A 25,778-nucleotide genomic window follows, 5' to 3' on the forward strand; every position below is an offset into this window, starting at 1 on the left:
TTGGGTGCGGGCGCCGCAAACCCGCCCTTGAAAGCGCGCGGCGCTTGCGCCAAGTGTAGCGGATCCACACGAAAAGGATGCCATGTCCCTGCCCGTCGCGACGCAACTGAAATACTGGGGGATCGCCGCGGCGATATTCCTCGGCGTGCTTTGGGTGCTGGGCGACGTGATCCTGCCTTTCATCGTCGGCGCCGCCATCGCCTATTTCCTCGATCCGTTCGCCGACAGGCTGCAACGGTGGGGCCTTGGGCGCGGGTTGTCCGTTGCGGTGATTACCGTGCTGGCCATCGTGATCTTCGCGCTCATGGCGCTGCTGGTGATCCCGACGCTCAGCGCGCAAACCGCCTCGCTGGTGGAAACGGCGCCTGAGCTGTCGCGCAAGCTGCAGGTTTTCGTGACCGAGCATTTCCCCCAGATCGCGGATGCCGACAGCACGCTGCGCCAATCGCTCACGGCCATCGGCGAGACGATCAAGGAACGCGGCGGCGAGATGCTGGAGACGCTTCTGGGGTCCGTCTCGTCGCTCATCAATGTGCTGCTGCTCTTCGTGATCGTGCCGGTCGTCGCGGTCTACCTGCTCTATGACTGGGACCGTATGGTGGCGCGCATCGACGATTTGCTGCCGCGCGAACATGCGCCGGTGATCCGTCATCTGGGCCGCGAGATCGACAAGACGATGTCGGGCTTCATTCGCGGCATGGGCACCGTCTGCCTGATCCTGGGGACATACTACGCCGTGGCGCTTATGCTGGCGGGGTTGCAATTTGGCCTTGTCGTCGGCGCGGCGGCGGGTCTTTTGACCTTCATCCCCTATGTCGGCGCGCTGGTCGGCGGGGTTCTGGCCATCGGCCTCGCGCTCTTTCAGTTCTGGGGCGAATGGTTCTCGGTGGCGGTCGTGGCCGGCATCTTCGTGCTGGGCCAGGTGATCGAGGGCAATTTCCTGACACCGAAACTGGTGGGCAACTCCGTCGGACTGCATCCCGTCTGGCTGATCTTCGCGCTGTCTGTCTTCGGCGCGCTCTTTGGCTTCGTGGGCATGTTGGTCGCGGTGCCGGTGGCCGCCGCCATCGGCGTGATCACGCGCTTCGCGACCGAGCGCTACAAGGAAAGCCAGCTTTATCGCGGAACCCCGGACGCAGACCGCCGCTGATGGCCATGCGACGCAAGCGGCCCCGCCAGCTCAGCCTTGATCTGCAGACGTTGCCGGCCGTCGGGCGCGAGGATTTCTATGTCTCCTCCGCCAACGCCACGGCCGTCGCGCTGATCGACGGCTGGCAGGACTGGCCCGCGCGCAAGCTGGTGCTGAACGGGCCTGCCGGCGCGGGCAAGACGCATCTGGCGCATGTCTGGTCCGATCTCAGCGGCGGCGCCATCGTGCAGGCAGGTGATCTGGCGCAGGCCGATATTCCCGCCCTCGCGAGCGGTCATATTGCCATCGAGGCCGCCGATACCATCGCCGGTGATCCCGATGCCGAAGAGGCGCTTTTCCACCTGCACAACCTTGCGCTGGCCGAGGGTCATTCGCTGCTGATCACCGCCCGCGCCGCGCCCAACCACTGGCCTCTGGTCCTGCCAGATCTGGCCAGCCGCATGCAGGCCACCCCGACCTGCACCCTGAAAGAGCCGGATGACGAATTGCTCGCTGCGGTGCTGATGAAACAGATGGGCGACCGGCAGATCCTGCCGACGCCCGGCACCATTCCCTATCTGGTGCGCCGCATGCCGCGCGCCTTCGGAGATGCGGGCCGCGTCGTCGCCGCGCTGGACAAGCTCGCGCTGGAGCGGCGGCGCCCCGTCACCCGCGCGCTTGCCGCCGAGGTGCTGGACAAGATGGGCCTCTAGCGCCACACTTGCACGGCGCCTCCTTTTTTTCACACCACTTCAGGCCGTTATACTGCCCATGAGCACCGCCGATTTCCTGACCTCCCCCTTTCCTCCGGCGCAGGATCTGCCGGATCTGGACCTGTCGGGGCCGGGCCGCTTCTACAACCGCGAGCTTAGCTGGCTGGGCTTCAACTGGCGCGTGCTGGAGGAGGCGCAGAACCCGCGGGTTCCGTTGCTGGAACGCCTGCGGTTCCTGTCGATCTCTGCCACAAACCTTGATGAATTCTACAACGTCCGCGTCGCCGGCCTGCGCGAGTTGGCGCGCGCGGGCAACACCACGCCCGCCGCTGATGGCCTGACACCCGCCGAACAGCTGGTCCTGATCAACGAAGATGCGCGCAAGCTTCTGGGATCGCAGCAGGAAACCTATCAGGCCCTGCGCGACGAGCTGGAGACGCAAAGCATCACCATCATGACCGGCGACGATCTGGATGAGGCCGACCGCAGCTATCTGGCCGAGCTTTTCCTGAACAGGGTTTTCCCCGTCCTGTCGCCGCTGGCCATCGACCCCGCGCATCCCTTTCCCTTCATCCCGAACCTTGGCTATTCGCTGGCGCTGAACCTCACGCGCATCCGCGACAAGCGCCCGCTTCAGGCGCTTTTGCCGATCCCCCAGCAGATCGACCGCTTCGTGGCGTTGCCGGGCCCGGACGGCGCGCATCGGTTCCTGCCGCTTGAGGAATTGCTGATCCTGCACCTGCACAGCCTTTTTCCCGGCTACCGATACGAAGGGCACTGCGCCTTTCGCGTGCTGCGCGACAGCGATCTGGAGGTCGAGGAGGAGGCCGAGGATCTGGTGCGCGAATTCGAGGTCGCGCTGAAACGGCGCCGCCGCGGCGAAGTGGTGCGCATGAACATCACCCGCAACGCGCCCGAGGCGCTGCGCGCGCTGGTCATGCACGAACTGCATGTCACCGCCGAGGAGGTCGTCGAGGTCGACGGTATGATCGGCCTTGCCGACCTGAAAGAGCTGGTGCTGGACGCCCGCCCCGACCTTCTGTGGCCCAGCTTCTCGCCCCGCGTGCCCGAACGCGTGCAGGATTTCGAGGGCGACATGTTCGCCGCGATCCGCCAGAAGGATATGCTGCTGCACCACCCTTATGAGACGTTCGACATGGTCGTGCGGTTTCTCAAACAGGCGGCCAACGATCCCGACGTGGTCGCCATCAAGCAGACGCTCTACCGCACCTCCAACCAGTCCCCCATCGTCGAGGCACTGTGCGAGGCCGCCGAGAACGGCAAATCCGTCACTGCGCTGGTCGAGCTCAAGGCCCGCTTTGACGAGGCCGCGAATATCCGCCAGTCCCGCAGGCTGGAGCGCGCGGGCGCGCATGTGGTCTACGGCTTTCTCGATCTGAAGACCCACGCGAAGATCAGCACCGTCGTGCGCCGCGAGGGCGACAACCTTGTCACCTACACCCATTACGGCACCGGCAATTATCACCCCATCACCGCGCGCATCTATACGGACCTGTCGTTTTTCACCTGCGACACCGTGCTGGGGCGCGACGCCACCAAGGTTTTCAACTTCCTGTCCGGCTATGCGCAGCCCGAAAAGCTGGAAAACCTCGCCATCTCGCCGTTGACGATGAAAACCCGCCTTCTGGAGATGATCGCCGCCGAAATCGAGCATGCCGCCGCCGGGCGCCCCGCCGAGATCTGGGCCAAGATGAACGCCCTGATCGAGCCCGACATCATCGACGCGCTCTATGCCGCCAGCGCGGCGGGTGTGCGCATCAGCCTTGTCGTGCGCGGCATCTGCGGGCTGCGCCCCGGCATCCGGGGCCTGTCCGAGAATATCCGCGTCAAATCCATCGTCGGGCGGTTTCTGGAGCACAGCCGCATCGTCTGCTTTGGCAATGGCCACGGGCTGCCGCATAAAAAGGCGCGTGTTTTCATTTCCTCGGCGGACTGGATGGGCCGCAATCTCAGCCGCCGTGTCGAGGCGCTGATCGAGATCGAAAACCCCACCGTCAAGGCACAGATCACATCCCAGATCATGGCCGCCAACATGGCCGACATCGCCCAAAGCTGGGTGATGGCGCCCAATGGCAGCTTCACCCGCGCCGCACTGCCCGAAGGCGGGTTCGCCTTCAGCTGCCATCGGTTCTTCATGGAAAACCCGTCACTTTCCGGGCGCGGCTCGGCCGGTGCGGCGGATGTGCCGCAACTGACCCATACCGAGGATTGAGCGCGCCCGCGCGTTGACGCAGCGCGGGCACCGGCCCATAACGAGGGCTGCGAAATGACGGCTGGTGAAAACATGAATGCACCCCAAACCGACCGCGGCACGTCCGGGCGCTCTGCCGCCAGCCCGTTTGGCCGCGCGCTGTTTGACAAACCGTCTGCGCGGGCGCTGCGCCGGGTCGGCGTGGTCGATGTGGGGTCGAACTCGGTCCGCATGGTCGTCTTTGACGGCGCGGCGCGCAGCCCGGCGTATTTCTTCAACGAAAAGATCATGTGCGGCCTTGGCGCCGGCATGCTGGAGACAGGACGGCTCAACCCCGATGGCCGGGCGCGCGCGCTCAGCGCGCTGCACCGGTTTGCGAAGCTGGCCGAGGCGATGGATACCGGCCCGCTGACCTGCGTGGCCACCGCCGCCGTGCGCGATGCGGCCGACGGCGCCGACTTTCGGGCCGACGTCAAGGCACTGACCGGCCTTGATCTGTGGGTCATCGACGGGCGCGAGGAGGCGCGGCTGTCGGCGCAGGGGGTGCTGCTGGGCTGGCCGGGGGCTTACGGGCTGGTCTGCGACATCGGTGGCTCCTCCATGGAGCTGGCCGAGATCGACGGCGGCACCGTCGGCCGCTGCGTCACCTCGCAACTGGGGCCGCTGAAACTGCGCGATCTCAAGGGCGGCAAGAAGGCCCGCCGCGCCTATATCCGCGATGCGGTTGCGGGGATGATCTCGGAGCTGGGCGAGCAGCGGAACCGCCTGTTTCTGGTCGGCGGCTCGTGGCGTGCGATTGCCCGCATCGACATGGAGCGGCGCGGTTATCCCCTGCATGTGCTGCACGAATACCGCATGCGCGCCAGCTCGGTGCGCGACACGCTGCGCCACATCCACGACGCGCAGGACCTGAACGCGCTGCGCCAGCGCGCGGGGGTATCAACGGCGCGCATGGCGCTGGTCCCGCAGGCCGCCGAAGTGCTGCGCGAGATCGTGCGCAGTTTCAAGCCGCACGATATCGCCATCTCCAGCTATGGCATCCGCGAGGGGATGCTTTATGAGCAGATGCCCCAGCAGCTGCGCGACCGCGACCCCCTGATCGAGGCGTGCCGCTTTACCGAGACCAAGGACGCGCGCGTGCCGGGCTTTGGCAAGGTGCTGTATCACTTCATCATGCCGATCTTCAAATCCGCCCGCCCCGAACGCGTGCGCCTGGTCAAGGCCGCCTGCCTTTTGCATGACGTGAACTGGCGCGCGCATCCCGATTACCGCGCCGATATCTGTTTCGACACCGCAACGCGCGCCAATCTGGCCGGGCTCAACCACGCCGAGCGGGTGTTTCTGGGTCTGGCCTTGCTGCACCGCTATACCAATTCACGCGGCGAGAAACGCATCGATCAGGTCAGCCAGCTGATCGACACGCCGATGCGCCGCGATGCCGAAATTCTGGGCAAGGCGATGCGGTTCGGCGCGATGCTGTGGCTGCAAAAGGACGCAGAGCCCGGCAAGCTGCATTTCTATCCGAAAAAACGCGTGCTGGAATTCGCGCTGGCCCCTGCCGCCGCCGCGCTTTTCGGCGAAGTGGCGCAGGCGCGCTTTGCCTCCCTCGCCGCCTCGCTCGAGGCCGAGCCGGTGGTCAGGCGGCCCTGACGCGCGCCTTAAATGTCGATCTCGTCCTCACCGGGCGTGCCAAGCTCGGGCGCCGTCTCGCTCTCGGGCTTGCGGCGGATGATGATATCGCCGTTGGGCAGCTTTTCGGGCGCCTCGTAAACGCTCAGATCCTCGACATCCTTAAGGATCTCCGCCAGCGCCGGACCCATCTCCTGTGCGAATTCGCGCAGTTGCGGGCCCAGCCGCTCGGCCATCTCTTTCATGCCTTCCATGGCCGGGCGCGCCTCTTGCATCAGGCCCTCGAAAAACATGCGCGCGCCCTCCTCGATCAGCGAGGGACCATCGCGCGGCGGCGGGTCCTGCTCGGCAAAGGCGGGGGGCGAGGCCAGCAGAATGGCGGCGGAAGCGGCGATCAGGATCTGTTTCATACGTTGCAACATAGCACGAATTGCCGGAGGTTTAAGATGGCATTTGGATATCAAGCGTCACCGGGAAATGGTCCGACGCGGTCAGCAATGCACCGCGCAGCGTATCGTCGCCATAACAGTCCGGATCGTCGAACGGGTGCCAGATACACCATTTCGGACCAAGCGCCAGCAAATCGGGCGATACCATGATGTAATCCAGAAGCGCCTGCATGTACCGGCCCTCATGGCCGAGATAGAAGCGCGACGTGCTGTGCATCGCGCCGATCTTCTGCCCAAGCGCGCTGCGCGCATGCGGATCGAACAGGCGCAGCGCCTCGCACTCGCCCAGCACCACCTCGACCGAGGAGCGCCCGAACAGCCCTTCGTATTCGTCCAGCCCCGGACCGTCATTGAAATCGCCCATCACGATCAGCGCATCGCCCGCCTCCAGATGCGCCAGCACCCGCGCACGCAGCCAGACCGCCTGCGCCAGTTGCTTGCGCCGGCTCGCGATGGCGACGCGCATGATGTCGGCGGGTGTGCTGGCCCCGTGCGGCGCTTTGGATTTCAGATGCACTCCGATCAGGCGCAGGCGCGCGCCAGCGCGGGTGGTCAACAGAACCTCCAGCGGCGGCTTGGAAAAGCGCACCAGATCCTCTGCCGCGTCGATATCCAGATCGATGCGGAACACCCCGTCGAACCGCGGCGCGTCGCTGCTTCCGCGTTTGCCGGTGGTCTCGCCCTGCGGATCGTGAACCACGTCCATGACGCGAGGATCATACAGCAGCGCGATTTCCTGCTGGGTGTCGTTGGTAAACCCCACCAGCGCGCGGCTGGTTCGCAGACCGTAGGCGGCCGCAAAGCGCTCCAGCGCGACGGCGGTGCTGCGCCGGCCATTGTGATCGGGCGCCTCGTTGATCATCAGCGCATCGACGTCCATCGCCCGCATGACGGTGCCGATTGCAGCCAGTTGCGCGCCGCGCGTCACCCCCTTGCGCGAGGACCACTCCATATCGTCCAGAAGCGCGCCATCATCGTCGAAGAGGCTATTGAACCACTCGATATTCCACGTCGCCAGCCTCATTGCGCATGCGCGGCTTCGATCTGCTCCCATGCGCGGTTGATGGCGGTCATCCGCTTTTCGGCAAGGCGCATCGCCTCGACGGGAACACCGCGCGCCATCATCCGGTCGGGATGCGTCTCGCGCACCAGCGCGCGATAGCGTTTGCGCACCGCCTCCAGCGGATCGCCGGGCTGCGCGCCCAGCACCTGATAGGGGTCGGGCGCCGCGCCGGGCACGAAACGGCAGCGCATGCGCTGGAACTGCCCGCCGCTCAGGCCGAAAATCTCGGCCACCCGCTCCAGAAAGCGGTCCTCGTCCGGATGATAGTTCCCGTCGGCCATGGCGATGTGAAACAGCCCTTCCATCAGATCGCACAGCGCGTCCGTGTCGCCCCGGAACATGGTTTTGATGCGGGCGGCATATTCCTCGAATCCGGCCACGTCCTGCCGCGCCAGGTTGAACACCCGCGCCGCGCCCGCCTCGTCCTCATGCGCGATCTGGAACACCTCGCGGAACGCCGTCACCTCGCCGCGCGTGACCTGCCCGTCGGCCTTGGCCATCTTCGCGCCGAGGGCGATGACCGCGATCGCGAAGGCCACGCTGCGCTCGGGCGGGGTGCGCAGACGGTCGAACACGGCGCTCAGCCCCTCGCCATTGGCAAGGGCCGACACGGCCTCGGTTATGCGGGTCCAGAGCGACATGGCGCGATCCTAGAGCCTTTCGCCAGCGCTGTCAGCGCGATCTGGCGGATCACGGCAACAAAAAAGCGCGGCGCGTCAGCCCAGATCGCGTGGCCCGTCCGGCGTATCGAATTCAGCGCGCAATGCGGCCGGTCCGGTGACGTAAACCACCCGATCATCGGTCAGCAGCGGCGCCAGTCTCGCGCGCAGATCCTCCGCCTGCGGATGACTGACGATCAGCCGCCGCAGCGCGATACCGCTGCGCGCGAGCGACGCCGCCGGATGGCGCGCGCAATCCCACTGGATCACCGCCGGGTGGCAATCGTCGAACGGCAGCTGCCCGTTTTCCGGCACCGCCATGCGCCAGCGCAGATCGCCGCGCTCCAGCGGCACCTGCGCGCCGATGCCCGGCAAGGCCGCCTGCGCGCCCTCCAGATCATCGGTGCGGCAGATCCAGTTGCCGATGCGCGGCGGGCCGCTGAAGCGGTCCAGATCGAACCAGCGGGCATAGGGCAGCGGCGGCGCGGCGGGATCGACCGCGATCACCTCCAGATAGAGCCCGTCCTCCAGCCCCAGCAGACGATTATGCGTGCCGAAATGCGCATGCTGACCGCCCGGCCCCGGCGCCGCGTCCAGCGCCCGGTGCACCCAATCGGCGCCCTCCTCCAGATTGGTCGCGGCGACGGCGATGTGATCCAGCTTCAACATGTGCATGCTCCCCTGCAGCGAAATGACGGCCCCCATGGCATAGCGGGTGCGGCCGCGCCGCGCAATTTCTGCGCCACCCCGCGCGCGGGAATTCACGCCGGTGCGGTGAATGACATTTTCCGCCGGGCGATGCCGTTTTCCGCCTTGACGGGCGGGCGCTGCTGCCATAGCCACGCGCCCAAGGCGTGGTAGCTCAGGGGTTAGAGCGAACGACTCATAATCGTTAGGTCGGTGGTTCAAATCCACCTCACGCCACCAAGTCACTTTGCAAGGCAAAGTGACACCGCACCCTCCACAAACGCGCATGGTAGCAATAGGCATTTCGCGCCGCAAAATGCCGAGAGCGATTCAACACGCGCGATCCACAGGCGCCGAACCTCCATCCGGCGCCTGCACCGAGCCCAAGCCTTACCCCCGCGCCTCGCGGATCATCTTCAGGATGTCCTGCGCCGCGTCGGGAATATTCGTTCCCGGACCGAAGATCGCCTTGACCCCGGCCTTTTTCAGGAACTCGTAATCGTTTTGCGGTATCACCCCGCCGCAGATCACCAGGATATCATCCGCGCCCTTGGCGCGCAGCGCCTCGACCAGCTTGGGCGCCAGCGTCTTGTGCCCCGCCGCCTGACTGGAGATGCCGATGACATGCACATCGTTGTCCACCGCGTCCTGCGCCGCCTCTTCGGGGGTCTGGAACAAGGGGCCCACATCGACGTCAAACCCGATATCGGCAAAGGCGGTCGCGATCACCTTGGCGCCGCGGTCATGGCCGTCCTGCCCCATCTTGACCACCAGCATCCGGGGGCGGCGCCCCTCTTCCTCGGCGAAATCCTCGACCGATTTCTGGATCGCGGCAAACCCCTCGTCGCCCTCGTAGGCGGCGCCATAGACACCGGCCAATGTCTTGACCTCGGCGCGGTGGCGGCCGAACACTTTTTCCATAGCCATCGAAATCTCTCCTACCGTGGCGCGGGCGCGCGCCGCCTCGACGGCCGCTTCCAGCAGATTGCCGCCGTCGCGCGCGCGGCGCTCCAATTCGTCCAGGGCCTTGGTGCAGGCCGCCTCATCGCGGCTGGCGCGGATCTTCTCCAGCCGCGCGATCTGGCTGTCGCGCACTGCCGAATTGTCGATATCCAGCAGATCGATCGGATCCTCGCTGTCGCGGCGATACTTGTTGACGCCGACGATCACCTCGGTGCCGCGGTCGATCATCGCCTGCCGCGTCGCCGCCGATTCCTCGATCCGCAGCTTGGGCATGCCGCTGGCGACCGCCTTGGTCATGCCGCCCATCTCCTCGACCTCCTCGATCAGCTCCCACGCCTTTTCGGCCAGCTCGGCGGTCAGGCTCTCAACGTAATAGCTGCCCGCCAGCGGATCGACGACGGCGGTGACGCCGGTTTCCTCCTGCAGGATCAGCTGCGTGTTGCGGGCGATCCGCGCGCTGAAATCGGTGGGCAGCGCCATCGCCTCGTCCAGCGCGTTGGTGTGCAGCGATTGCGTGCCGCCCAGAACCGCGCTCATCGCCTCATACGCGGTGCGGATGACGTTGTTGTAAGGGTCTTGTTCCTGCAGGCTGACGCCCGAGGTCTGGCAATGCGTGCGCAGCATTTTCGAGCGGTCGCTCTTCGCGCCGAATTCGGTCATGATCCGGTGCCACAAGAACCGCGCCGCGCGCAGTTTGGCCGCCTCCATGAAGAAATTCATGCCGATGGCGAAAAAGAAGCTCAGCCGCCCGGCGAATTTATCCACATCCATCCCCGCCTCGATCGCGGCGCGGACATATTCGCGCCCGTCGGCGAGCGTATAGGCCAGCTCCTGCACCAGGTTCGCGCCGGCCTCCTGCATGTGATAGCCGGAGATCGAAATCGAGTTGAATTTCGGCATCCCGTTCGAGGTGTATTCGATGATGTCGCTGATGATGCGCATGCTGGGCTGGGGCGGATAGACATAGGTGTTGCGCACCATGAATTCCTTCAGAATGTCATTCTGAATGGTGCCCGACAGGACCGATTTGTCATGCCCCTGCTCCTCGCCCGCGACGATGAAACTGGCCAGGATCGGGATCACCGCGCCGTTCATCGTCATCGAAACGCTGACTTGGTCCAGCGGGATCTGGTCAAAGAGGATCTTCATGTCCTCGACCGAATCGATGGCGACCCCAGCCTTGCCGACATCGCCCTCGACGCGCGGATGATCGCTGTCATAGCCGCGATGCGTGGCCAGATCGAAGGCCACTGACACACCCTGCTGCCCCGCCGCCAGGTTGCGGCGATAGAAGGCGTTGGATTCCTCGGCCGTCGAAAAGCCGGCATATTGCCGGATCGTCCAGGGGCGCCCGGCATACATCGTCGCCTTGACGCCGCGGGTGAAGGGCGCGGCGCCCGGAATGCTGCCCATATGGTCCAGCCCGGCCACGTCGTCTTCGGTATAGAGCGGCTTCACGTCGATGCCTTCGATCGTGCGCCAGGTCAGATCGTCCAGCGGGCGGCCGCGCAGCTCACCCTCCGCCAGCTTGCGCCAATCGTCCTGGGCCTTCTTGGTCATGTTCTTGTCCTCTTGTCTGAGCGTGAACCTGCGATGTTCGTCCCGCATGGTCCTGCCCCGGTTCCTCTATCAATGTCGCCAGCCCGCCCGCACCGGCGCGCAGCCAGAACAGATCGTCGGCATATGCCTCGCGCATTTCGGCCCGCTGGGCGATGGAAAACGGCTGCCATGCGCCATCTCCCGGCGGCAGCGCGCCGCTGCCGGTGCCGCGCTCGTGCAGCAGCAGGCGCAGCGCGGCCAGATCGGGCGCACGGTTGAGCCATTCGCGCGCATGCGCCTGCGGCACCGCGTCCAGCCCCAGCATCGCGGCAAGGCGGCGTTCGGGCAAGGCCGCATAGCTTTCGTGCGTCAGCACCAGCAGTTCGGCATGCGGCAATGCACAGGCCAGATCGGTGATCACATCGCGCCAGCCACGCATTCCGGCCGCGATATGCGCCAGTTGATCGGCCGTCGGCACGCGCGCCCCGCGCCCCACCGCAAAGGCGACGACCGAGGCCCACCAGGCGTCCTGCGACCGGACCGACAGCACGGCGCGCGTCACCTGATCGCCGAACGCGGCGCCATGGCGGGCCATCCGCTCGCCGATGCCGGGGTAAAGGCGCATATCGCGCAGGCAACTCCGGCAGGAGCCGATCAGATTCTCGTCCGAGACCACTAGATGCCGCGTGCCCGCCTCCTCGGCCCTGGCCAGTTGCAGCGCGATCCGCCCGCGCGCGCGCTGGAACTGCTTGCCCGCGGGCACCGGACCCGGACGCGGCACCACACCGTCGAGCAGCCCCTTGCGAAGCTGCCGGGGGCCCCACATACCGATACCGCAGGTCATCAGACGCGTCCCGTTCTTGCGCATGTAATACTGAAAGCTGGTCGAGGCGCTGCGATGCGCCCCAAGATGCAGGGTGATTTCCATGTGCTCTTCCGCCTTTCGCTGTGCCGATCTGGCCTGAGCTGCCATGTCGGGGTTCAGCGTCATGCGTAAAGCACAGTGTTGACGATGCGATTAACCGCGCCGGCAATATCGCCCGTCGCGTCCGCAAACGCAGCGGCGGCTCAAAGACGATCTTTTGAATCGCAATCTGGCGGAATATGCCTATATCCTGTTCGACAGGAGCGCATATGAAACCTATCCTTACCGCTGTTTTTGCTGGCCTTTTCGCCCTTCCTCTGACCGCGCAGGAGGCGGCGGACACCATTGCCACAGTGCCCGGCCCATCGATCTTCATCGACGGGACCGATGTGGAATTGAAACAATTTCTATGGAAAAACCGGCCCCTCATCGTGTTCGCCGACAGCCCGGATGATCCGCGCTTCGTGCAGCAGATGGAATTGCTGACCAAGCGCGCGGACGAGCTGGCGCAGCGCGATGTCGTGGTTCTGACCGATACGGACCCCGACGCGCGCGGCCCGTTGCGCCAGCGGCTGCATCCGCGCGGCTTCATGCTGGTGCTGATGGTCAAGGACGGCACGATATACCTGCGCAAGCCGCTGCCATGGGACGTGCGCGAGATCAGCCGCACCATCGACAAGCTGCCGATGCGCCAGCAAGAGATCAGGGAGCGGCGGGCCGCGCCCGGCGCCGACAAGACGACCGGTCCGTCATAGGGCGCGGCGCAGCTCATTGCGCGCCCATCGCCGCGACCAGCAGCGCATCGTCCGCATCCAGCAGCGCCAGAATTCCTCGCTCCACGTCCATGATCACCACCGCGCGCGGATTGACCAGCGCCGCGCCAAAGGCCGCCTCGGCGGCGCGGTCCATGCAGGCGCGCCCCTCCAGCCCGGCCATGCGCATCCGCATTCCGGGCGCGCGCGCGACCTCGACCAGCTCCAGCAGGGCCGCATCGGGCGACAGGCGGCGCGAATCGATGGCCACCTGACTGCGCGACTTCAGGATCATCACCGCCTCGCGCACCGATCCGGCGCTGCGGAGCCGCGAGGCGAGGCGCGGGCCGACCAGCTGGAACACCCCGGCGGCGCAGTCGCGCGTCGCGGTGAACGACACCGTCTCGCCCAGCGGCACCCAGTCGGCCAGTTGCGCGCGCAGCGTCGCCTCGTCCGTCCGCTTGCACCCGGCCAGCGCCAGCGCGGCCAGGCACAAAGCGCCCGCGCACAGCCCCGCGGGGCGCAGCCGGGCGCGCTTGACAGGCGGGCGGGCGCCCGCGGGGATGCGACGCGCGCGGCTCATGAGATCACTCGAATTCCATGATCACTTCGTCCACGGCCAGACTGTCGCCCGGCCCGGCATTGACGGCGCTGACGACCGCGCGCCTCTCGGCGCGCAGGATATTCTCCATCTTCATCGCCTCGACCGTGCAGAGCGCCTGGCCCTCCTGCACCTCGTCACCGACCTCGACATTGATCTTCACGATCAGGCCGGGCATCGGGCAAAGCAGCATCTTCGATGTATCGGGCGGCTGCTTTTCGGGCATCCGTTGGGCCAGCTCGGCCTGACGCGGCGTGCGCACATGCACTTTCAGATCCGCGCCGCGGCTGCGGATGCGAAAGCCGCCCGACACCTTGCCGACCTTCAGAACCAGCAGCGTTCCGTCCACATCCAGCCGCGCCAGATGATCGCCCGGCGTCCAGTCCGACACAACCTCGACACTGCCGCCATCGGCGAATGTCACGGTCGCCCCGCCGCGCCGCGCGGCGATGGTGACGTCATAGCTGCGCCCTTCGAGCGCCACGTTCCAATCGTCGCCGATCTTGCGCTCGTGGTTGTCCATGCGACCAGAAATGCGCGTCCGCCGGATTTCGGCCACCCGGTGCATCGCCGCGCAGGACGCCGCGATGCGGCGCAGCGACGCCTCGTCCAGCTTGGCCCCCTCGAAACCTTCGGGATATTCCTCGGCGATGAAGGCGGTGGTGATGTCGCCCGACACGAACTTGGGATGATCCATCACCGCCGACAGGAACGGCAGGTTGTGCCCGATCCCCTCGACCTCAAAACTGTCGAGCGCAACGCGCATCCCCTCGATCGCAGCGCCGCGGTCCGGCGCCCATGTGCAGAGCTTGGCGATCATGGGGTCATAATACATGCTGATCTCGCCGCCCTCGTAGACGCCGGTATCGTTGCGCACGATGGCGCCCTCGACGCTGACCTCCTCGGGCGGGCGGTAGCGAGTCAGTCGCCCGATGGAAGGCAGGAAATTGCGATACGGATCCTCGGCATACAGCCGACATTCCATCGCCCAGCCGTTCAGCTTGACGTCCTCTTGCGTCATGCTCAGCGTCTCGCCATTGGCCACGCGGATCATCTGCTCCACCAGATCGACGCCGGTGATCAGCTCGGTCACCGGATGTTCGACCTGAAGGCGGGTGTTCATCTCAAGGAAATAGAAATTCCGGTCGCCATCGACGATGAATTCCACCGTGCCTGCGCTGGTGTAATCCACGGCCTGCGCCAGTGCGACGGCCTGCTCGCCCATCGCCTTGCGCGTTTCTTCGTCAAGGAACGGGCTGGGCGCCTCCTCGATGACCTTCTGGTTGCGGCGCTGGATCGAACATTCCCGCTCGCCCAGATAAATCCCGTTGCCGTGACTGTCGCACAGCACCTGAATTTCGATATGACGCGGCTGCGTCACGAATTTCTCGATGAAGATCCGGTCATCGCCGAAACTGCTGGCCGCCTCGTTCTTGGAGCTTTGGAAACCCTCGCGCGCCTCGTCATCGTTCCAGGCGATGCGCATGCCCTTGCCGCCGCCGCCGGCGCTGGCCTTGATCATCACCGGATAGCCGACCTCGTTCGAGATCTTGACCGCGTCCTCGGCATCCTCGATCAGGCCCATATAGCCGGGCACGGTGGACACGCCCGCCTCCTGCGCCAGCTTTTTCGACGTGATCTTGTCGCCCATCGCCTCGATCGCGCCCTTGGGCGGGCCGATGAAGGCGACGCCCGCGGCCTCCAGCGCCTCGGCGAATTTGGCGTTCTCGGACAGGAAGCCATAGCCGGGATGCACCGCCTCGGCGCCGGTCTGGCGGATGGCCTCCATCACCTTGTCGATGACGATATAGGACTCGCTGGCAGGCGGCGGGCCGATATGCACCGCCTCGTCCGCCATGCGCACATGCAGCGCGTTGCGGTCCGCGTCGGAATAGATGGCAACGGTCTGAATGCCCATGGCGCGCGCGGTCTTGATGACGCGGCAGGCAATCTCGCCGCGGTTGGCGATCAGGATCTTCTTGAACATGGGCAGCCCCTTTTAAGTGCGTGCCCGGCGCCGCAGCACCGGGGCCGAAAACGACAAGGACCACCCGCACCGACCGGCGCGGATGGTCCCAGAATGAATGATGTGCGCGCCCTGGCGGCGGCTGTTACTTGCAGCGCTCGGGGAAGGACTGGCAATAAGCGACGTTGCCCGCCGCGCCGACCAGCGCACCGGCCGCAAGGTTGCCGTCCAGAACAGCCGCAGTGCCCAGACCGGCGCCCCCTCCGATGAGGGCCTGCTTGCCCAGCGTGTCACCGCAGGCCGCAAGTGCCGACAGAACGAGGATGGCGTATACAGCTCTGGGTTGTTTCTTGAATGCTTTGCGCATGGTGAACTGCCTCTTTTATCGTGAGCGGAAATCGCTCTGCGATAAGACGGCAAATTCGCCTCCGCGTCAAAGGCGCGAAGGCCCGGCGCGCAGCGATGCGCGATGTCCCGCCGATTGGCGCAACCATCTGCCATGAATGAAAAAAGGGGCGACGCGCGCTTGGCAACGCAACGCCGCCCATCAGGGGAAGGGTAACGGTGTGGACGAGGTGTCCCGGACCCTTGGGGAAGGCCCGCCACTACACGCAGGAAGGTGTCATTCATCGCACGCCCCGCCAAGCGGCTTGTGGATAGAATACAATTATCGGCTGCATTCCGCGCAGATCGGCGCGGTGTTGGCAAATTCATGCTTGCGCGGGATTCGCGCATTCGGGGCTGCGCTGCGCCGCTCATATATCTTCGCTGCCGTCGAAGGCGGCGGGAAACGCGCGCCGCGCGGCGTCCACGTCGAGGACCAGCAGTGCCTCGTAATCGGTCGGATCGAACGGATCGGAGACGGGCAGCACCTCGCGGCCCAGAAGCCAGGACAGCCGCCCCGCATCCAGATTGCCGCGCTCGAACGGCTGGTCGCCGAAATTTTTCCACAAGGCCGCGACAAATCCGATATCGGCGCGCCGGTCAGGCGGGCGCCGGTCGGCATAGCGCTCGCGCCGGATCAGGGGGGTGGCCCCCTTCGGATTGGCGCGGCGAATGGTGAATTGGAAATCGGTGCTCGGCAATCTGCCGGGAAATCCGCGATGCTTGATCATGCGGCGCCCTCCAATACGGGGCGCTGGAGCATCTGCCCCGAACGGGGAACCGAAGCAGGCCGAAAGGCCTGCCCCGTTTTCACAATCCGGCGGGGCGGATTAGTACTTGCCGCCGTACTTGCCGGTCGAGACGGGCTCGGTCGTGATCGGCTCGACAACAACGTAATCATCCTGGGGCGCCTGCTGGCACGCCGAAACGGCAACGAGCAGGCCGAGAGCCATAAGACCCTTGATAGCATTCGACATTGAATTCTCCTGTCACTTTTTGAGGGCGGAATTGGGCACACGCCCGTCCCCCACCCATACTTCGAGGTATGGATTGCTTGGGTGCAATCACCGGGCAGAATAAAGCAGTTTTGCGAAAAGCGATATGCCGATCGACGAATGACCGGCCATTGTGGCTGCAAAGCCTCACAAGCCCGTGAGCGTGAGCATAGGCGCGCAAGATATTGTGTATGCATCAGAATGCCTCCCACATACAGGCCCCGCCGTTGAGCGTGAAGACCTCGAACACCTGCACCACGCTGCTGTCGATCACGCCGAACGGCGTGGCACGATCGGCCAGCGAAACGATGATGGTTGTCCCTTCGCGAGCGGAGGGCATACCCGCCAAGGCGTTGTTCTCGCAAAGAAACTTCATGTCCTCCAAGGCGGTCTGCGGCGTCATGCGCCCCGGATCAAGATCCTCGGCAAGATATCGCAGACGGATGACGGGCGCGCCGCCCTCGTCCTCGGTGATCGTCTCGAACAGATCTGCCTGCAGCCCCGAGGGAAGCACCTGCGCAGACGCAAAGGCGGGCGATGCGCCGATCAAGGCGCATCCAAGTGCCGCGATCAGTGTTCGCGCAGCGCCTTGATAAGCTGATCCTTGCTCATGTCCGAGCGCCCGTCGATTCCGATCTCCTGCGCGCGCTCGTAGAGCTCTTCCTTCGTCCACTTCTCGTAGGGGGAAGCCTTGCCGCCCTTTTTCGAGGGATGCATGTCCTTGTTCGCCTTCGCGTTGGCGATGCGGGCCGCTTTTTCCTTGGACGCGCCCTGATCGCGCAGCGCCTCGTAAGTATCGGCATCCTTGATGCTGGGATCGTTCGTCTTGGCCATGGTGCACCTCCTTTTGGCACGCCAACGCCGCCGCCGCATGGGCGGTTCCCGCAAGCGCGGGACGGGCGTCGAAGGGGGCGCAAGATGTCATGTTACGGCTCCTGCCCGCGCGGACGCATCACACGGCGTCACAGCGGGATATTGTCGTGCTTTTTCCACGGCATCTGCGCCTTCTTGCCTCGCAGCGACGCAAAGGCGCGCGCCACGCGCTTGCGGGTGGAGTGGGGCATGATCACCTCGTCCACGAACCCGCGCTCGGCGGCTACGAAAGGACTGGCAAAGCGGTCCTCGTAATCCTTGGCGTGCGCGGCCAGCTTCTCGGCATTGCCGCGATCGGCGCGGTGAATGATCTCGGTAGCGCCCTTGGCGCCCATCACCGCAATCTCCGAGGTGGGCCAGGCATAGTTGAAATCGGCGCTCAGATGTTTCGACGCCATCACCACATACGCCCCGCCATAGGCCTTGCGGGTGATCACCGTGACCTTCGGCACCGTCGCCTCGCCGTAGGCAAACAGCAGCTTGGCGCCATGTTTGATCACGCCGTTATATTCCTGCGTCACACCGGGCAGGAAGCCGGGCACATCCACCAGCGTCAGAAGCGGGATCTCGAAGCAATCGCAGAACCGCACAAAGCGCGCCGCCTTGCGGCTGCTGTCGATATCCAGGCATCCGGCCAGCACCATCGGCTGGTTGGCGACGACGCCCACGGTCTGCCCCTCGATCCGGATGAAACCGGTGATCATGTTCTTGGCGAATTCTTCCTGAATCTCGTAAAAATCGCCTTCGTCGGCCAGTTTCGTGATCAATTCCTTCATGTCATACGGCATGTTGGGATTGTCCGGCACCAGCGTGTCGAGGCTCTCCTCGATCCGCCCCGGCTCGTCAAAGAAGGGGCGCACGGGCGGCTTTTCGCGGTTGGAGGAGGGCAGGAAATCGACCAGACGGCGCACTTCGGCCAGCGCCTCGACATCGTTCTCGAACGCCGCGTCCGCGACGCTGGATTTGCGCGTGTGCGTGGTCGCGCCGCCCAGCTCCTCGGCGGTCACCTGCTCGTTCGTGACCGTTTTCACCACGTCGGGGCCGGTCACGAACATATAGCTGCTGTCTTTGACCATGAAGATGAAATCGGTCATCGCGGGGGAATAGACCGCGCCGCCCGCGCATGGCCCCATGATGACGCTGATCTGCGGCACCACGCCGGACGCGGTGATATTGCGCTGGAAGACCTCGCCATAGCCCGCCAGGCTGTCGACGCCTTCCTGAATACGCGCGCCGCCGGAATCGTTGATGCCGATGACGGGCGCGCCGTTCTGCACGGCCATATCCATGATCTTGCAGATCTTTTTCGCGTGCGTTTCCGAAACCGAGCCGCCGAGGACGGTGAAATCCTGGCTGAACACGTACACCAGCCGCCCGTTGATCGTGCCCCATCCGGTGACGACACCGTCGCCATAGGGCCGCTCCTTCTGCATCCCGAAATCGGTGCAGCGATGGGCGACGAACATGTCGAATTCCTCAAAGCTGCCCTCGTCGAGCAAAAGCTCGATCCGCTCGCGCGCGGTCAGCTTGCCTTTTTCGTGCTGGGCCGCAACACGGCGCTCGCCGCCGCCCATGCGCGCCTCGGCGCGGCGATCTTCGAGTTCCTGCAGGATATCTTTCACGGGCGGGCCTCCCCCATTGAGGTTTTCGGCAGGCTATACCCGATCCGCCACGCTGCAACAGCGAATTTCGGCAAATTTGCAAAGATTTGCATAGGCAGCGCACCCGTTATGCAAACTTGAATATAACTGCGGCGCCAGATGGACTTTGCGCAAACCCCGGCCTAGCCCTTGGACCATGACCAACCGGACCCGCGCAAAATTTCTGGATCGCAGCACGCCGCCGCATATCGCAACGCTGATCCTGATGGCGGGCGTGTCGGCGCTGGCGATGAACATATTCCTGCCGTCCCTGCCTGGCATGGCCGAGTATTTCGACGCGCCCTACCGCCTGATGCAATTGTCGGTGGCGCTGTATCTGGCGGTCAACGCGGTGCTTCAGATCCTCATCGGCCCGATCTCGGACAAGGTGGGGCGCCGGCCGGTGATCCTGTGGGGGCTGGCGGCATTCCTGCTGGCGACCATCGGCTGCGCGCTGTCGCAGAGCGTGGGCATGTTCCTGCTGTTTCGCATGATGCAGGCGGCGATCGTGTCGGCCATGGTGCTGAGCCGCGCGATCGTGCGGGACATGGTGCCGGAAAATCAGGCGGCCAGCATGATCGGCTATGTCACGATGGGCATGGCCGTAGTGCCGATGATCGGCCCGGTCTTCGGCGGGATCCTGGACCAGGCCTTTGGCTGGCAGGCGAATTTCTGGGCATTGCTGGTCGTGGGCGCGCTGATCTTCTGGATCGGCTGGGCCGATCTGGGCGAGACGGCGGGCAAGTCCGGCCTGACCCTGACGCAGCAATTTCGCGAATATCCGGTGCTTTGCCGCTCATTGCGCTTTTGGGGCTATGCGATGGCGGCGGCGCTGTCGTCGGGCGCGTTCTTTGCCTATCTCGGCGGCGCGCCCTATATCGGCGATCACGTTTTCGGGCTGGAGCCGACGCAGGTGGGGTTCTATTTCGGCGCGCCTGCGGTCGGCTATTTCGCGGGCAATTTCATCTCGGGCCGCTTTTCGGTCCGCATCGGAGTGAACCGCATGGTCTACTGGGGCTCGCTGATCGTGACGGCGGGCATCGCGCTGAACCTTGGGCTGTTCTACGCGGGGCTGGGCAGCGCGGCCAGTTTCTTTGGCCTGATGATCCTGATGGGCCTCGGCAACGGCATGACCATCCCCAACGCCACCGCCGGTGCGCTTTCGGTGCGCCCGGATCTTGCGGGAACGGCGAGCGGCCTGTCGGGCGCGCTGATGATCGGCGGGGGCGCTGTGCTGTCGGCGCTGGCAGGCGCGTGGCTGACGCCGGAATCGGGTGCCTTCCCGCTGCTGTGGATCATGCTGGTGACGGCCGCCACCGGCATCGTCACCATCCGTCTGGTCATGCGGCGCGAGGCGCGGCTGGGCCTCGTCTGAGCCGCTTGCGCCGAACGCTTTGCAAACCTACACTCCGGGCCGAGCTAACTTGCAAATCGGGGCCGCCATGCGCGCACGCAAACTCTATGCCGGGGCCAAGCTGCGCGAGACGCGCCAGCGCATCGGCCTGACGCAAAAGGATTTCGCCACAAGGCTGGGCGTGTCCCTGCCCTATCTAAACCAGATGGAGAACAACAACCGCCCCGTCAGCACAACCGTCGTGCTGGCGCTGGCGCAGGAGTTCGGCTTTGACGTGACCGAGCTGGGCACGAACGACGCCGACCGGCTGGCCCATGACATGCGCGAGGCGCTGGCCGATCCGGTCTTTGCCGCGCCGCCCGACATGGCCGATCTGCGGCTGGTCGCCTCCAGCGCGCCCAGCGTCGCGCGCGCGTTTCTGGAACTGCACGGCGCGTATCGCCAGACGCACGAGCGCCTTGCCTCGCTGGACGAGGCGCTGGGACGCGACGATGCGCAGACGCAGCAAAGCCCGTGGACCGAGGTGCGCGATTTCTTCCATTATTGCGACAATTACCTCGACGCCGTCGATCGCGCCGCCGAGCGGTTTGGCGGTGCCTCGGGCGCGGTCGAGGCGCTGGGACGGATCGGGATCACGGTGGTCAACACCGATGACGGCCCGTTGCGGCGGCTGGATCGCAGCAGCGGCATCCTCTATCTCAGTGCCCGCGCCGCGCCAGAAACACGCAGCTTCCAGATGTTGTTGCAACTGGCGCTGCTGACGCAGGACAAGCTGCTGGAGGCGACGCTGGACCTTGCGCGGTTCCAGTCCGAGGAGGCGCGCAGCATCGCCAAGATCGGGCTGGCGAATTACTATGCCGGCGCCGCGATGATGCCCTACACGGCGTTCCTGCAGGCGGCGCGCGACTGCCGGCACGATCTGGAGATCCTCGCCCACCGTTTCGGCGCATCGATCGAGCAGGTGTGCCATCGCCTGTCCACCCTGCAGCGCCCCGGCGCCAAGGGCATCCCGTTCTTCTTCGTGCGCGTCGATCAGGCCGGCACGATTACCAAGCGCCACTCGGCCACGCGGATGCAGTTCGCCCGCTATGGCGGCGCCTGCCCCTTGTGGAACGTGCACCGCGCATTCGAGACGCCGGGCCGTTTCCTGCGCCAGCTGGCCGAAACGCCGGACGGCGTGCGTTATATCAACCTTGCGCGCGACGTATCCAAACCCGGCGGCCATTTCGGCGCGCCGGTGCGCCGTTTCGCCATCGCGCTGGGATGCGAGGTCAAGCACGCCGCCGCGCTTGTCTACGCCGACACACTCGACCTCAGCAGCCCGGCGGCCTACGAGCCGATCGGCATTTCCTGCCGCATCTGCGAGCGGACGGACTGCCACCAGCGGTCCGTCCCCCCGTTGGAGCGGCGGCTGCGCGTGCGGCCCGATGCGCGCGGCGTGCTTCCCTACGAGGTGGGTTAGGCGGTTTTCGTCAACATCTGGTAAATCTCGTCCTTCAGCGCGGCGCGTTTCTTGCGCATCTCGCTTTCGGCCATGTCGTCCATCGGCTCGACATTGGTTTCCGCCTTGTGGACGATGCGGTTCACCTCGTCATATTGCTCGGTCAGTCGGGCGAAATGGGCGCTCGTCTGCTCCATCTTGCTGATCTGCTCGGCCTTGTCGGGAAATTCTGCGGCCAGTTGATGCGGAACGTGGGTCATATCCTTGCCTTTCATGAAAACCTGTTGCCCCCACCTTGGCCCGCAGCCGCGCGGCGCGCATTGACCCCGATCAAACGCCGTCATTCCCCGCGCGGGAACCGTGCATTTTCCTCGACCTCGTTCAGGTCCATGTGGTTGCGCATGTACCGCTCGGACGCCAGTTTCAGCGGCTGGTAATCCCACGGGTAATAGCCCCCCTCGCGCAGCGCCTCATAGACCACCCAGCGGCGCGCCTGGCTTTCGCGCACGGCCGCGTCGAACGCTTCCAGATCCCAGCGGGCCGCGGCCATGTCGCTGAAATGTTTCAGCGTTTCGGCATGGGCCGGATCGCCGGCCAGATTGCTCAGCTCGTGCGGGTCGGCCTCCAGATCGAACAGCTGATCGGGATCCAGCGCGCAGCGGGTAAATTTCCAGCGCCCCTCGCGCAGCGCGATCAGGGGGGCATAGGACGCCTCGGCCGCGTATTCCATCGCCACGGGAGCGGTGCGGGCGCCGCCCTGCCCCAGCGGCACAAGGCTCTGGCCCGCGGTCCACGGCGCGACCTCGTCCATCGGCGCACCGGCCAGATCGCACAGCGTCGGGCAGACGTCGATATTGCTGACGGGCGCGGTCACCAGTCCCGGCGCCATGCCGGGCGCGGCGATCATCATCGGCACGCGGGCCGAGCCCTCGTAGAACGACATCTTGAACCACAGCCCCCGCTCGCCCAGCATGTCACCGTGATCGGAGACAAAAAGGATGATCGTATCCTCGGTCTGGCGCGTGCCATCGAGCGCCTCCATCACCTCGCCGATCTTGTCGTCCAGATAGCTGATATTGGCAAAATAGGCGCGGCGGGCGCGGGATATGTGATCCTCGGTAATGTCATAGCTGCGCCAGTCATTGGCATCGAATATGCGCTGCGAATGCGGATCGTGTTCCTCATAGGCGAATGCCGGCACATGCGGCAGCAGATGTTCGCAATCCTCGTAAAGATCCCAGTATTTGCGCCGCGCCACATAGGGATCATGCGGATGCGTGAAGCTGACCGTCAGACACCATGGCCGCGCGTCCTTGCCCCGCGCCAGATCATAGACCCTTCGGGTCGCCTCATAAGCGACTTCGTCGTCATATTCCATCTGGTTGGTGATCTCGGCCACGCCCGCGCCGGTGACGGATCCCATGTTGTGATACCACCAGTCGATCCGCTCGCCGGGCTTGCGGTAGTCCGGCGTCCAGCCGAAATCGGCGGGGTAGATATCGGTTGTCAGACGCTCCTCGAACCCGTGCAGCTGATCGGGGCCGACGAAATGCATCTTGCCCGAGAGGGCTGTCTGATAGCCCGCGCGGCGCAAATGGTGCGCATAGGTCGGGATATCGGCGGCGAATTCGGCGGCGTTGTCATAGACCCGGCTGCGCGATGGCAGAAGGCCCGACATGAAGCTGGCCCGCCCCGGCGCGCAGAGCGGGCTGGCGGTGTAGCAATTGGCAAACCGGGTCGAGCGCGCGGCAAGGCGCTTCAGGTTCGGCGCGTGCAGCCATTCGGCGGGGCCATCGGGAAACAGCGTGCCGTTCAACTGGTCGACCATCAAGATCAGGATGTTCGGGCGGCGCATGCGGGGCTCCTATTGCGGGGGATGTGGCCAGATCAGAGCTATGGACAAACGGCGCGCCGGTCAATCGCGCAGCTTTGCCCGCTCCGGCGGCGGCCCCGCCCGCGGGATATAGCGGTTGCAACTTGACGCGCGCTCATAATAGGCTTTGGCAATGGGACGCTTTTCGTCCCGGCCCCGCAACGACGTGACAGCCCGTGCGCGACGGCGCCGATTGCGCCGCTGGCCCCTGGGCCCGCTCATCGGAACCGGCCCATCGGCAAAGGGGCAGCTGCCCATCTGGCAGCGTGCGCAGATACAACGCATGCGTCGACGAGAGAAACGATAAAAGGGAACGTATACATGTCGCTCATCACCAATGGCCGCTTCGACAGACGCGGATTTCTGAAAACCACGGCTGCCGGTGCGCTCGCGGCCTCGCTGCCCCTGGGCAGCGCCAGGGCGGCCACGCCCAAGCGCGGCGGGCATCTGCGCGTCGGCAAGGGCCACGGCCAGACCACCGATACGCTGAACCCCGGCACGTTCGAGAACGGCTACATGATCGCGTTCACCTTCGCCAAGGATGGCCGTCTGACCGAGGTGCTGGCCGACGGCTCGATCGGGCCGGAAGTCGCCGAAAGCTGGGAGGCGTCCGAGGATGCCAAGACGTGGCGGTTCAAGATCCGCAAGGGCGTGAGCTATCATTCGGGCGGCGAAGTGACGCCGGAGGACGTGGTCGCGTCGATCAACTTCCACCGCGGCGAGGGCTCGACCTCGGCGGCCGGTCCGGTGATTGCGGGAATTCAGGATATCAAGATCGACGGGGACGATACCGTCGTGTTCGAACTGAACGGCGGCGATGCCGACTTCCCGTTCATCCTGAGCGATTATCACCTCGCGATCCTGCCCAAGACCGATGACGGCATCGACTGGAAATCCGGCACCGGCTGCGGCAGCTACAAGGTCCAGTCTTTCAAGCCGGGCGTCTCGACATCGTTCGAGCGTAACGAGAACCACTGGCGCGATGATGTCGCGTGGTTCGACAGCATCGAAATGCTGGTGCTGACCGACCAGAACGCGCGCACCACCGCGCTGGTTTCGGGCGATGTGGACACCGTGGACAAGCTGGACCTCAAGACCATCGGCCTTCTGTCGCGCAATCCCGACCTCGTCATCAGCTCGATCGCGGGCACGCAGCATTTCACCTTCGCGATGGATTCGCGCCAGGCGCCCTTCAATGACAACAACGTGCGTCTTGCGATGAAATACGGCGTCAACCGCGAGGAGCTGGTCGAGAAGATCCTCTTCGGCTACGGCTCGGTCGGGAATGACATTCCGATCGGCCAGAACCAACTCTATTACAACACCGAGATGGAGCAGAAGACCTACGATCCCGACAAGGCCAAGTTCTATCTCAAGGAAGCGGGCCTCGATTCGGTCGATGTCGAACTGTCGGCCTCCGACGCCGCCTTTTCCGGCGCGGTCGATGCCGCGACGCTCTATCAGAACTCGGCCAAGGCCGCGAATATCAACATCAAGGTCTCGCGCGAGCCCAATGACGGGTACTGGTCGGACGTCTGGATGAAAAAGCCGTTCACGGCAGTCTATTGGGGCGGCCGCCCAGTGCAGGACCAGGCGTTTTCCGTCGCGTTCACCTGCGGGGCGGAATGGAATGACGGCTTCTGGTGCAACGAGCATTTCGACGAGTTGCTGAAAACGGCCCGCGCCGAGCTGGATCAGGAGAAGCGCAAGCAGCAGTATTTCGAGCTGCAGGAAATCGTCAGCACCGAAGGCTCCATCGTCATCCCGATGTTCGCCAACTACGTCTATGCCACGAAAAAGAAGATCGGCATGCCCGAAAAGGCCGCATCCAACTGGGACATGGACGGCGAGCGTTGGGCCGAGCGTTGGTGGTTCGTCTGACCGGCACGCACGGGCACCGGCCGCGCGCCGTGCATTGACTGACCAGAACTGCCGGGGCGCACGCGCTCCGGCAGTTTTTTTGTGCCGGGTGGCTTGCGCGGGGCGCGCGC

24 protein-coding genes and 1 tRNA gene are annotated in these 25,778 nt (G+C 65.0%); 9 read left to right on the forward strand and 16 right to left on the reverse strand.

Annotated features, from left to right (window positions below):
- The first annotated feature begins 82 nt into the window (after positions 1-82).
- The 4 genes from DC366_RS02920 (at position 83) to DC366_RS02935 (ending at position 5,704) form a co-directional block, all read left to right on the forward strand.
- Positions 83-1,150: an AI-2E family transporter gene (locus DC366_RS02920; protein ID WP_108690644.1), complete on the forward strand. Its 1,068-nt coding sequence runs from the start codon at positions 83-85 to the stop codon at positions 1,148-1,150.
- Positions 1,150-1,842, forward strand: a complete 693-nt coding sequence (locus tag DC366_RS02925) for a P-loop NTPase family protein (RefSeq protein ID WP_243405013.1) — start codon at positions 1,150-1,152, stop codon at positions 1,840-1,842. The genes DC366_RS02920 and DC366_RS02925 overlap by 1 nt, the downstream gene beginning before the upstream one ends.
- Positions 1,843-1,900: 58 nt before the next feature.
- On the forward strand, positions 1,901-4,075 hold the full coding sequence (locus DC366_RS02930; RefSeq protein WP_108690645.1) for an RNA degradosome polyphosphate kinase: 2,175 nt from the start codon (positions 1,901-1,903) through the stop codon (positions 4,073-4,075).
- Positions 4,076-4,147: 72 nt separating this feature from the next.
- Positions 4,148-5,704, forward strand: a complete 1,557-nt coding sequence (locus DC366_RS02935; protein WP_108690646.1) for a Ppx/GppA family phosphatase — start codon at positions 4,148-4,150, stop codon at positions 5,702-5,704.
- Positions 5,705-5,712: 8 nt separating this feature from the next.
- On the opposite strand, the gene DC366_RS02940 is transcribed toward DC366_RS02935, so the two are convergent.
- From DC366_RS02940 to DC366_RS02955, 4 genes are all read right to left on the reverse strand, one after another.
- Positions 5,713-6,093: a hypothetical protein gene (locus DC366_RS02940; RefSeq protein WP_108690647.1), complete on the reverse strand. Its 381-nt coding sequence runs from the start codon at positions 6,091-6,093 to the stop codon at positions 5,713-5,715.
- Positions 6,094-6,124: 31 nt separating this feature from the next.
- Positions 6,125-7,156, reverse strand: coding sequence for an endonuclease/exonuclease/phosphatase family protein (locus tag DC366_RS02945; protein ID WP_108690648.1), 1,032 nt, complete (start codon positions 7,154-7,156; stop codon positions 6,125-6,127).
- Positions 7,153-7,836: a molecular chaperone DjiA gene (locus tag DC366_RS02950; protein WP_108690649.1), complete on the reverse strand. Its 684-nt coding sequence runs from the start codon at positions 7,834-7,836 to the stop codon at positions 7,153-7,155. The genes DC366_RS02945 and DC366_RS02950 overlap by 4 nt, the downstream gene beginning before the upstream one ends.
- 75 nt (positions 7,837-7,911) lie before the next feature.
- Complete coding sequence (locus DC366_RS02955; protein ID WP_108690847.1) at positions 7,912-8,523, reverse strand: VOC family protein; 612 nt, start codon at positions 8,521-8,523, stop codon at positions 7,912-7,914.
- 182 nt (positions 8,524-8,705) lie between these two features.
- Here DC366_RS02955 and DC366_RS02960 point away from each other — a divergent pair.
- Positions 8,706-8,781 (forward strand) — tRNA-Met (locus DC366_RS02960).
- 150 nt (positions 8,782-8,931) lie between these two features.
- On the opposite strand, the gene scpA is transcribed toward DC366_RS02960, so the two are convergent.
- Positions 8,932-11,064 (reverse strand): methylmalonyl-CoA mutase, encoded by a 2,133-nt coding sequence (scpA, locus tag DC366_RS02965; protein WP_108690650.1) that lies wholly within the window; start codon positions 11,062-11,064, stop codon positions 8,932-8,934.
- Positions 11,018-11,971 (reverse strand): hypothetical protein, encoded by a 954-nt coding sequence (locus tag DC366_RS02970; protein WP_133176161.1) that lies wholly within the window; start codon positions 11,969-11,971, stop codon positions 11,018-11,020. Before DC366_RS02970 ends, scpA begins: the two co-directional genes overlap by 47 nt.
- 206 nt (positions 11,972-12,177) lie before the next feature.
- Between DC366_RS02970 and DC366_RS02975 the strand changes: the two genes are divergently transcribed.
- A complete protein-coding gene (locus tag DC366_RS02975) occupies positions 12,178-12,663 on the forward strand; it encodes a DUF4174 domain-containing protein (protein ID WP_108690652.1) in 486 nt (161 codons plus the stop codon).
- 13 nt (positions 12,664-12,676) lie between these two features.
- On the opposite strand, the gene DC366_RS02980 is transcribed toward DC366_RS02975, so the two are convergent.
- The 8 genes from DC366_RS02980 to DC366_RS03010 all read right to left on the reverse strand — a co-directional run bounded on the left by DC366_RS02980 (position 12,677) and on the right by DC366_RS03010 (position 19,101).
- Complete coding sequence (locus DC366_RS02980) at positions 12,677-13,243, reverse strand: hypothetical protein (protein ID WP_108690653.1); 567 nt, start codon at positions 13,241-13,243, stop codon at positions 12,677-12,679.
- Positions 13,244-13,247: 4 nt separating this feature from the next.
- Positions 13,248-15,248, reverse strand: a complete 2,001-nt coding sequence (locus tag DC366_RS02985) for an acetyl-CoA carboxylase biotin carboxylase subunit (protein ID WP_108690654.1) — start codon at positions 15,246-15,248, stop codon at positions 13,248-13,250.
- Positions 15,249-15,372: 124 nt separating this feature from the next.
- Positions 15,373-15,594, reverse strand: coding sequence for a hypothetical protein (locus DC366_RS02990; RefSeq protein WP_108690655.1), 222 nt, complete (start codon positions 15,592-15,594; stop codon positions 15,373-15,375).
- Between the two features lie 388 nt (positions 15,595-15,982).
- Entirely contained in the window at positions 15,983-16,342 is a 360-nt protein-coding gene (locus DC366_RS02995) for a hypothetical protein (RefSeq protein ID WP_108690656.1), read from the reverse strand.
- Positions 16,343-16,441: 99 nt separating this feature from the next.
- Entirely contained in the window at positions 16,442-16,588 is a 147-nt protein-coding gene (locus DC366_RS19800; RefSeq protein WP_165802830.1) for a hypothetical protein, read from the reverse strand.
- A gap of 214 nt (positions 16,589-16,802) precedes the next feature.
- Entirely contained in the window at positions 16,803-17,156 is a 354-nt protein-coding gene (locus tag DC366_RS03000) for a DUF6497 family protein (protein ID WP_108690657.1), read from the reverse strand.
- A 20-nt stretch (positions 17,157-17,176) separates the two neighbouring features.
- Positions 17,177-17,440, reverse strand: coding sequence for a DUF7218 family protein (locus tag DC366_RS03005; protein ID WP_108690658.1), 264 nt, complete (start codon positions 17,438-17,440; stop codon positions 17,177-17,179).
- Positions 17,441-17,568: 128 nt separating this feature from the next.
- Positions 17,569-19,101, reverse strand: coding sequence for an acyl-CoA carboxylase subunit beta (locus DC366_RS03010; protein ID WP_108690659.1), 1,533 nt, complete (start codon positions 19,099-19,101; stop codon positions 17,569-17,571).
- Between the two features lie 175 nt (positions 19,102-19,276).
- On the opposite strand from DC366_RS03010, the gene DC366_RS03015 reads away from it, so the two are divergent.
- Complete coding sequence (locus DC366_RS03015) at positions 19,277-20,494, forward strand: multidrug effflux MFS transporter (protein WP_108690660.1); 1,218 nt, start codon at positions 19,277-19,279, stop codon at positions 20,492-20,494.
- A 67-nt stretch (positions 20,495-20,561) separates the two neighbouring features.
- On the forward strand, positions 20,562-21,935 hold the full coding sequence (locus DC366_RS03020) for a helix-turn-helix domain-containing protein (protein ID WP_108690661.1): 1,374 nt from the start codon (positions 20,562-20,564) through the stop codon (positions 21,933-21,935).
- Here DC366_RS03020 and DC366_RS03025 read toward each other — a convergent pair.
- Both DC366_RS03025 and betC read right to left on the reverse strand, forming a co-directional pair.
- Positions 21,932-22,174: an HP1242/YdcH family protein gene (locus tag DC366_RS03025; RefSeq protein WP_108690848.1), complete on the reverse strand. Its 243-nt coding sequence runs from the start codon at positions 22,172-22,174 to the stop codon at positions 21,932-21,934. The two genes, DC366_RS03020 and DC366_RS03025, sit on opposite strands and share 4 nt — an antisense overlap.
- An 80-nt stretch (positions 22,175-22,254) precedes the next feature.
- Positions 22,255-23,769, reverse strand: coding sequence for a choline-sulfatase (gene betC, locus DC366_RS03030; RefSeq protein WP_108690662.1), 1,515 nt, complete (start codon positions 23,767-23,769; stop codon positions 22,255-22,257).
- A gap of 339 nt (positions 23,770-24,108) precedes the next feature.
- On the opposite strand from betC, the gene DC366_RS03035 reads away from it, so the two are divergent.
- Positions 24,109-25,668: an ABC transporter substrate-binding protein gene (locus DC366_RS03035; protein ID WP_108690663.1), complete on the forward strand. Its 1,560-nt coding sequence runs from the start codon at positions 24,109-24,111 to the stop codon at positions 25,666-25,668.
- The last annotated feature ends 110 nt before the right edge of the window (positions 25,669-25,778 follow it).

Source organism: Pelagivirga sediminicola (genome assembly GCF_003072125.1).
GTDB classification, from domain to species: Bacteria; Pseudomonadota; Alphaproteobacteria; order Rhodobacterales; family Rhodobacteraceae; genus Roseovarius; species Roseovarius sediminicola.

Excerpts from the sequence above, each read along its gene's own strand:
- DC366_RS02985 (WP_108690654.1), bottom strand. The coding sequence starts at position 15,248 with ATGTTCAAGAAGATCCTGATCGCCAACCGCGGCGAGATTGCCTGCCGC.
- DC366_RS03035 (WP_108690663.1), top strand. The coding sequence starts at position 24,109 with ATGTCGCTCATCACCAATGGCCGCTTCGACAGACGCGGATTTCTGAAA.
- DC366_RS02995 (WP_108690656.1), bottom strand. The coding sequence starts at position 16,342 with ATGATCAAGCATCGCGGATTTCCCGGCAGATTGCCGAGCACCGATTTC.
- DC366_RS02935 (WP_108690646.1), top strand. The coding sequence starts at position 4,148 with ATGAATGCACCCCAAACCGACCGCGGCACGTCCGGGCGCTCTGCCGCC.
- DC366_RS02970 (WP_133176161.1), bottom strand. The coding sequence starts at position 11,971 with ATGGAAATCACCCTGCATCTTGGGGCGCATCGCAGCGCCTCGACCAGC.
- DC366_RS02920 (WP_108690644.1), top strand. The coding sequence starts at position 83 with ATGTCCCTGCCCGTCGCGACGCAACTGAAATACTGGGGGATCGCCGCG.
- DC366_RS19800 (WP_165802830.1), bottom strand. The coding sequence starts at position 16,588 with ATGTCGAATGCTATCAAGGGTCTTATGGCTCTCGGCCTGCTCGTTGCC.
- DC366_RS03015 (WP_108690660.1), top strand. The coding sequence starts at position 19,277 with ATGACCAACCGGACCCGCGCAAAATTTCTGGATCGCAGCACGCCGCCG.
- DC366_RS02990 (WP_108690655.1), bottom strand. The coding sequence starts at position 15,594 with ATGCGCAAAGCATTCAAGAAACAACCCAGAGCTGTATACGCCATCCTC.
- DC366_RS02955 (WP_108690847.1), bottom strand. The coding sequence starts at position 8,523 with ATGTTGAAGCTGGATCACATCGCCGTCGCCGCGACCAATCTGGAGGAG.
- DC366_RS02940 (WP_108690647.1), bottom strand. The coding sequence starts at position 6,093 with ATGAAACAGATCCTGATCGCCGCTTCCGCCGCCATTCTGCTGGCCTCG.
- DC366_RS02925 (WP_243405013.1), top strand. The coding sequence starts at position 1,150 with ATGGCCATGCGACGCAAGCGGCCCCGCCAGCTCAGCCTTGATCTGCAG.
- DC366_RS02975 (WP_108690652.1), top strand. The coding sequence starts at position 12,178 with ATGAAACCTATCCTTACCGCTGTTTTTGCTGGCCTTTTCGCCCTTCCT.
- betC (WP_108690662.1), bottom strand. The coding sequence starts at position 23,769 with ATGCGCCGCCCGAACATCCTGATCTTGATGGTCGACCAGTTGAACGGC.
- DC366_RS02980 (WP_108690653.1), bottom strand. The coding sequence starts at position 13,243 with ATGAGCCGCGCGCGTCGCATCCCCGCGGGCGCCCGCCCGCCTGTCAAG.
- scpA (WP_108690650.1), bottom strand. The coding sequence starts at position 11,064 with ATGACCAAGAAGGCCCAGGACGATTGGCGCAAGCTGGCGGAGGGTGAG.
- DC366_RS03025 (WP_108690848.1), bottom strand. The coding sequence starts at position 22,174 with ATGACCCACGTTCCGCATCAACTGGCCGCAGAATTTCCCGACAAGGCC.
- DC366_RS02930 (WP_108690645.1), top strand. The coding sequence starts at position 1,901 with ATGAGCACCGCCGATTTCCTGACCTCCCCCTTTCCTCCGGCGCAGGAT.
- DC366_RS02950 (WP_108690649.1), bottom strand. The coding sequence starts at position 7,836 with ATGTCGCTCTGGACCCGCATAACCGAGGCCGTGTCGGCCCTTGCCAAT.
- DC366_RS03020 (WP_108690661.1), top strand. The coding sequence starts at position 20,562 with ATGCGCGCACGCAAACTCTATGCCGGGGCCAAGCTGCGCGAGACGCGC.
- DC366_RS03005 (WP_108690658.1), bottom strand. The coding sequence starts at position 17,440 with ATGGCCAAGACGAACGATCCCAGCATCAAGGATGCCGATACTTACGAG.
- DC366_RS02945 (WP_108690648.1), bottom strand. The coding sequence starts at position 7,156 with ATGAGGCTGGCGACGTGGAATATCGAGTGGTTCAATAGCCTCTTCGAC.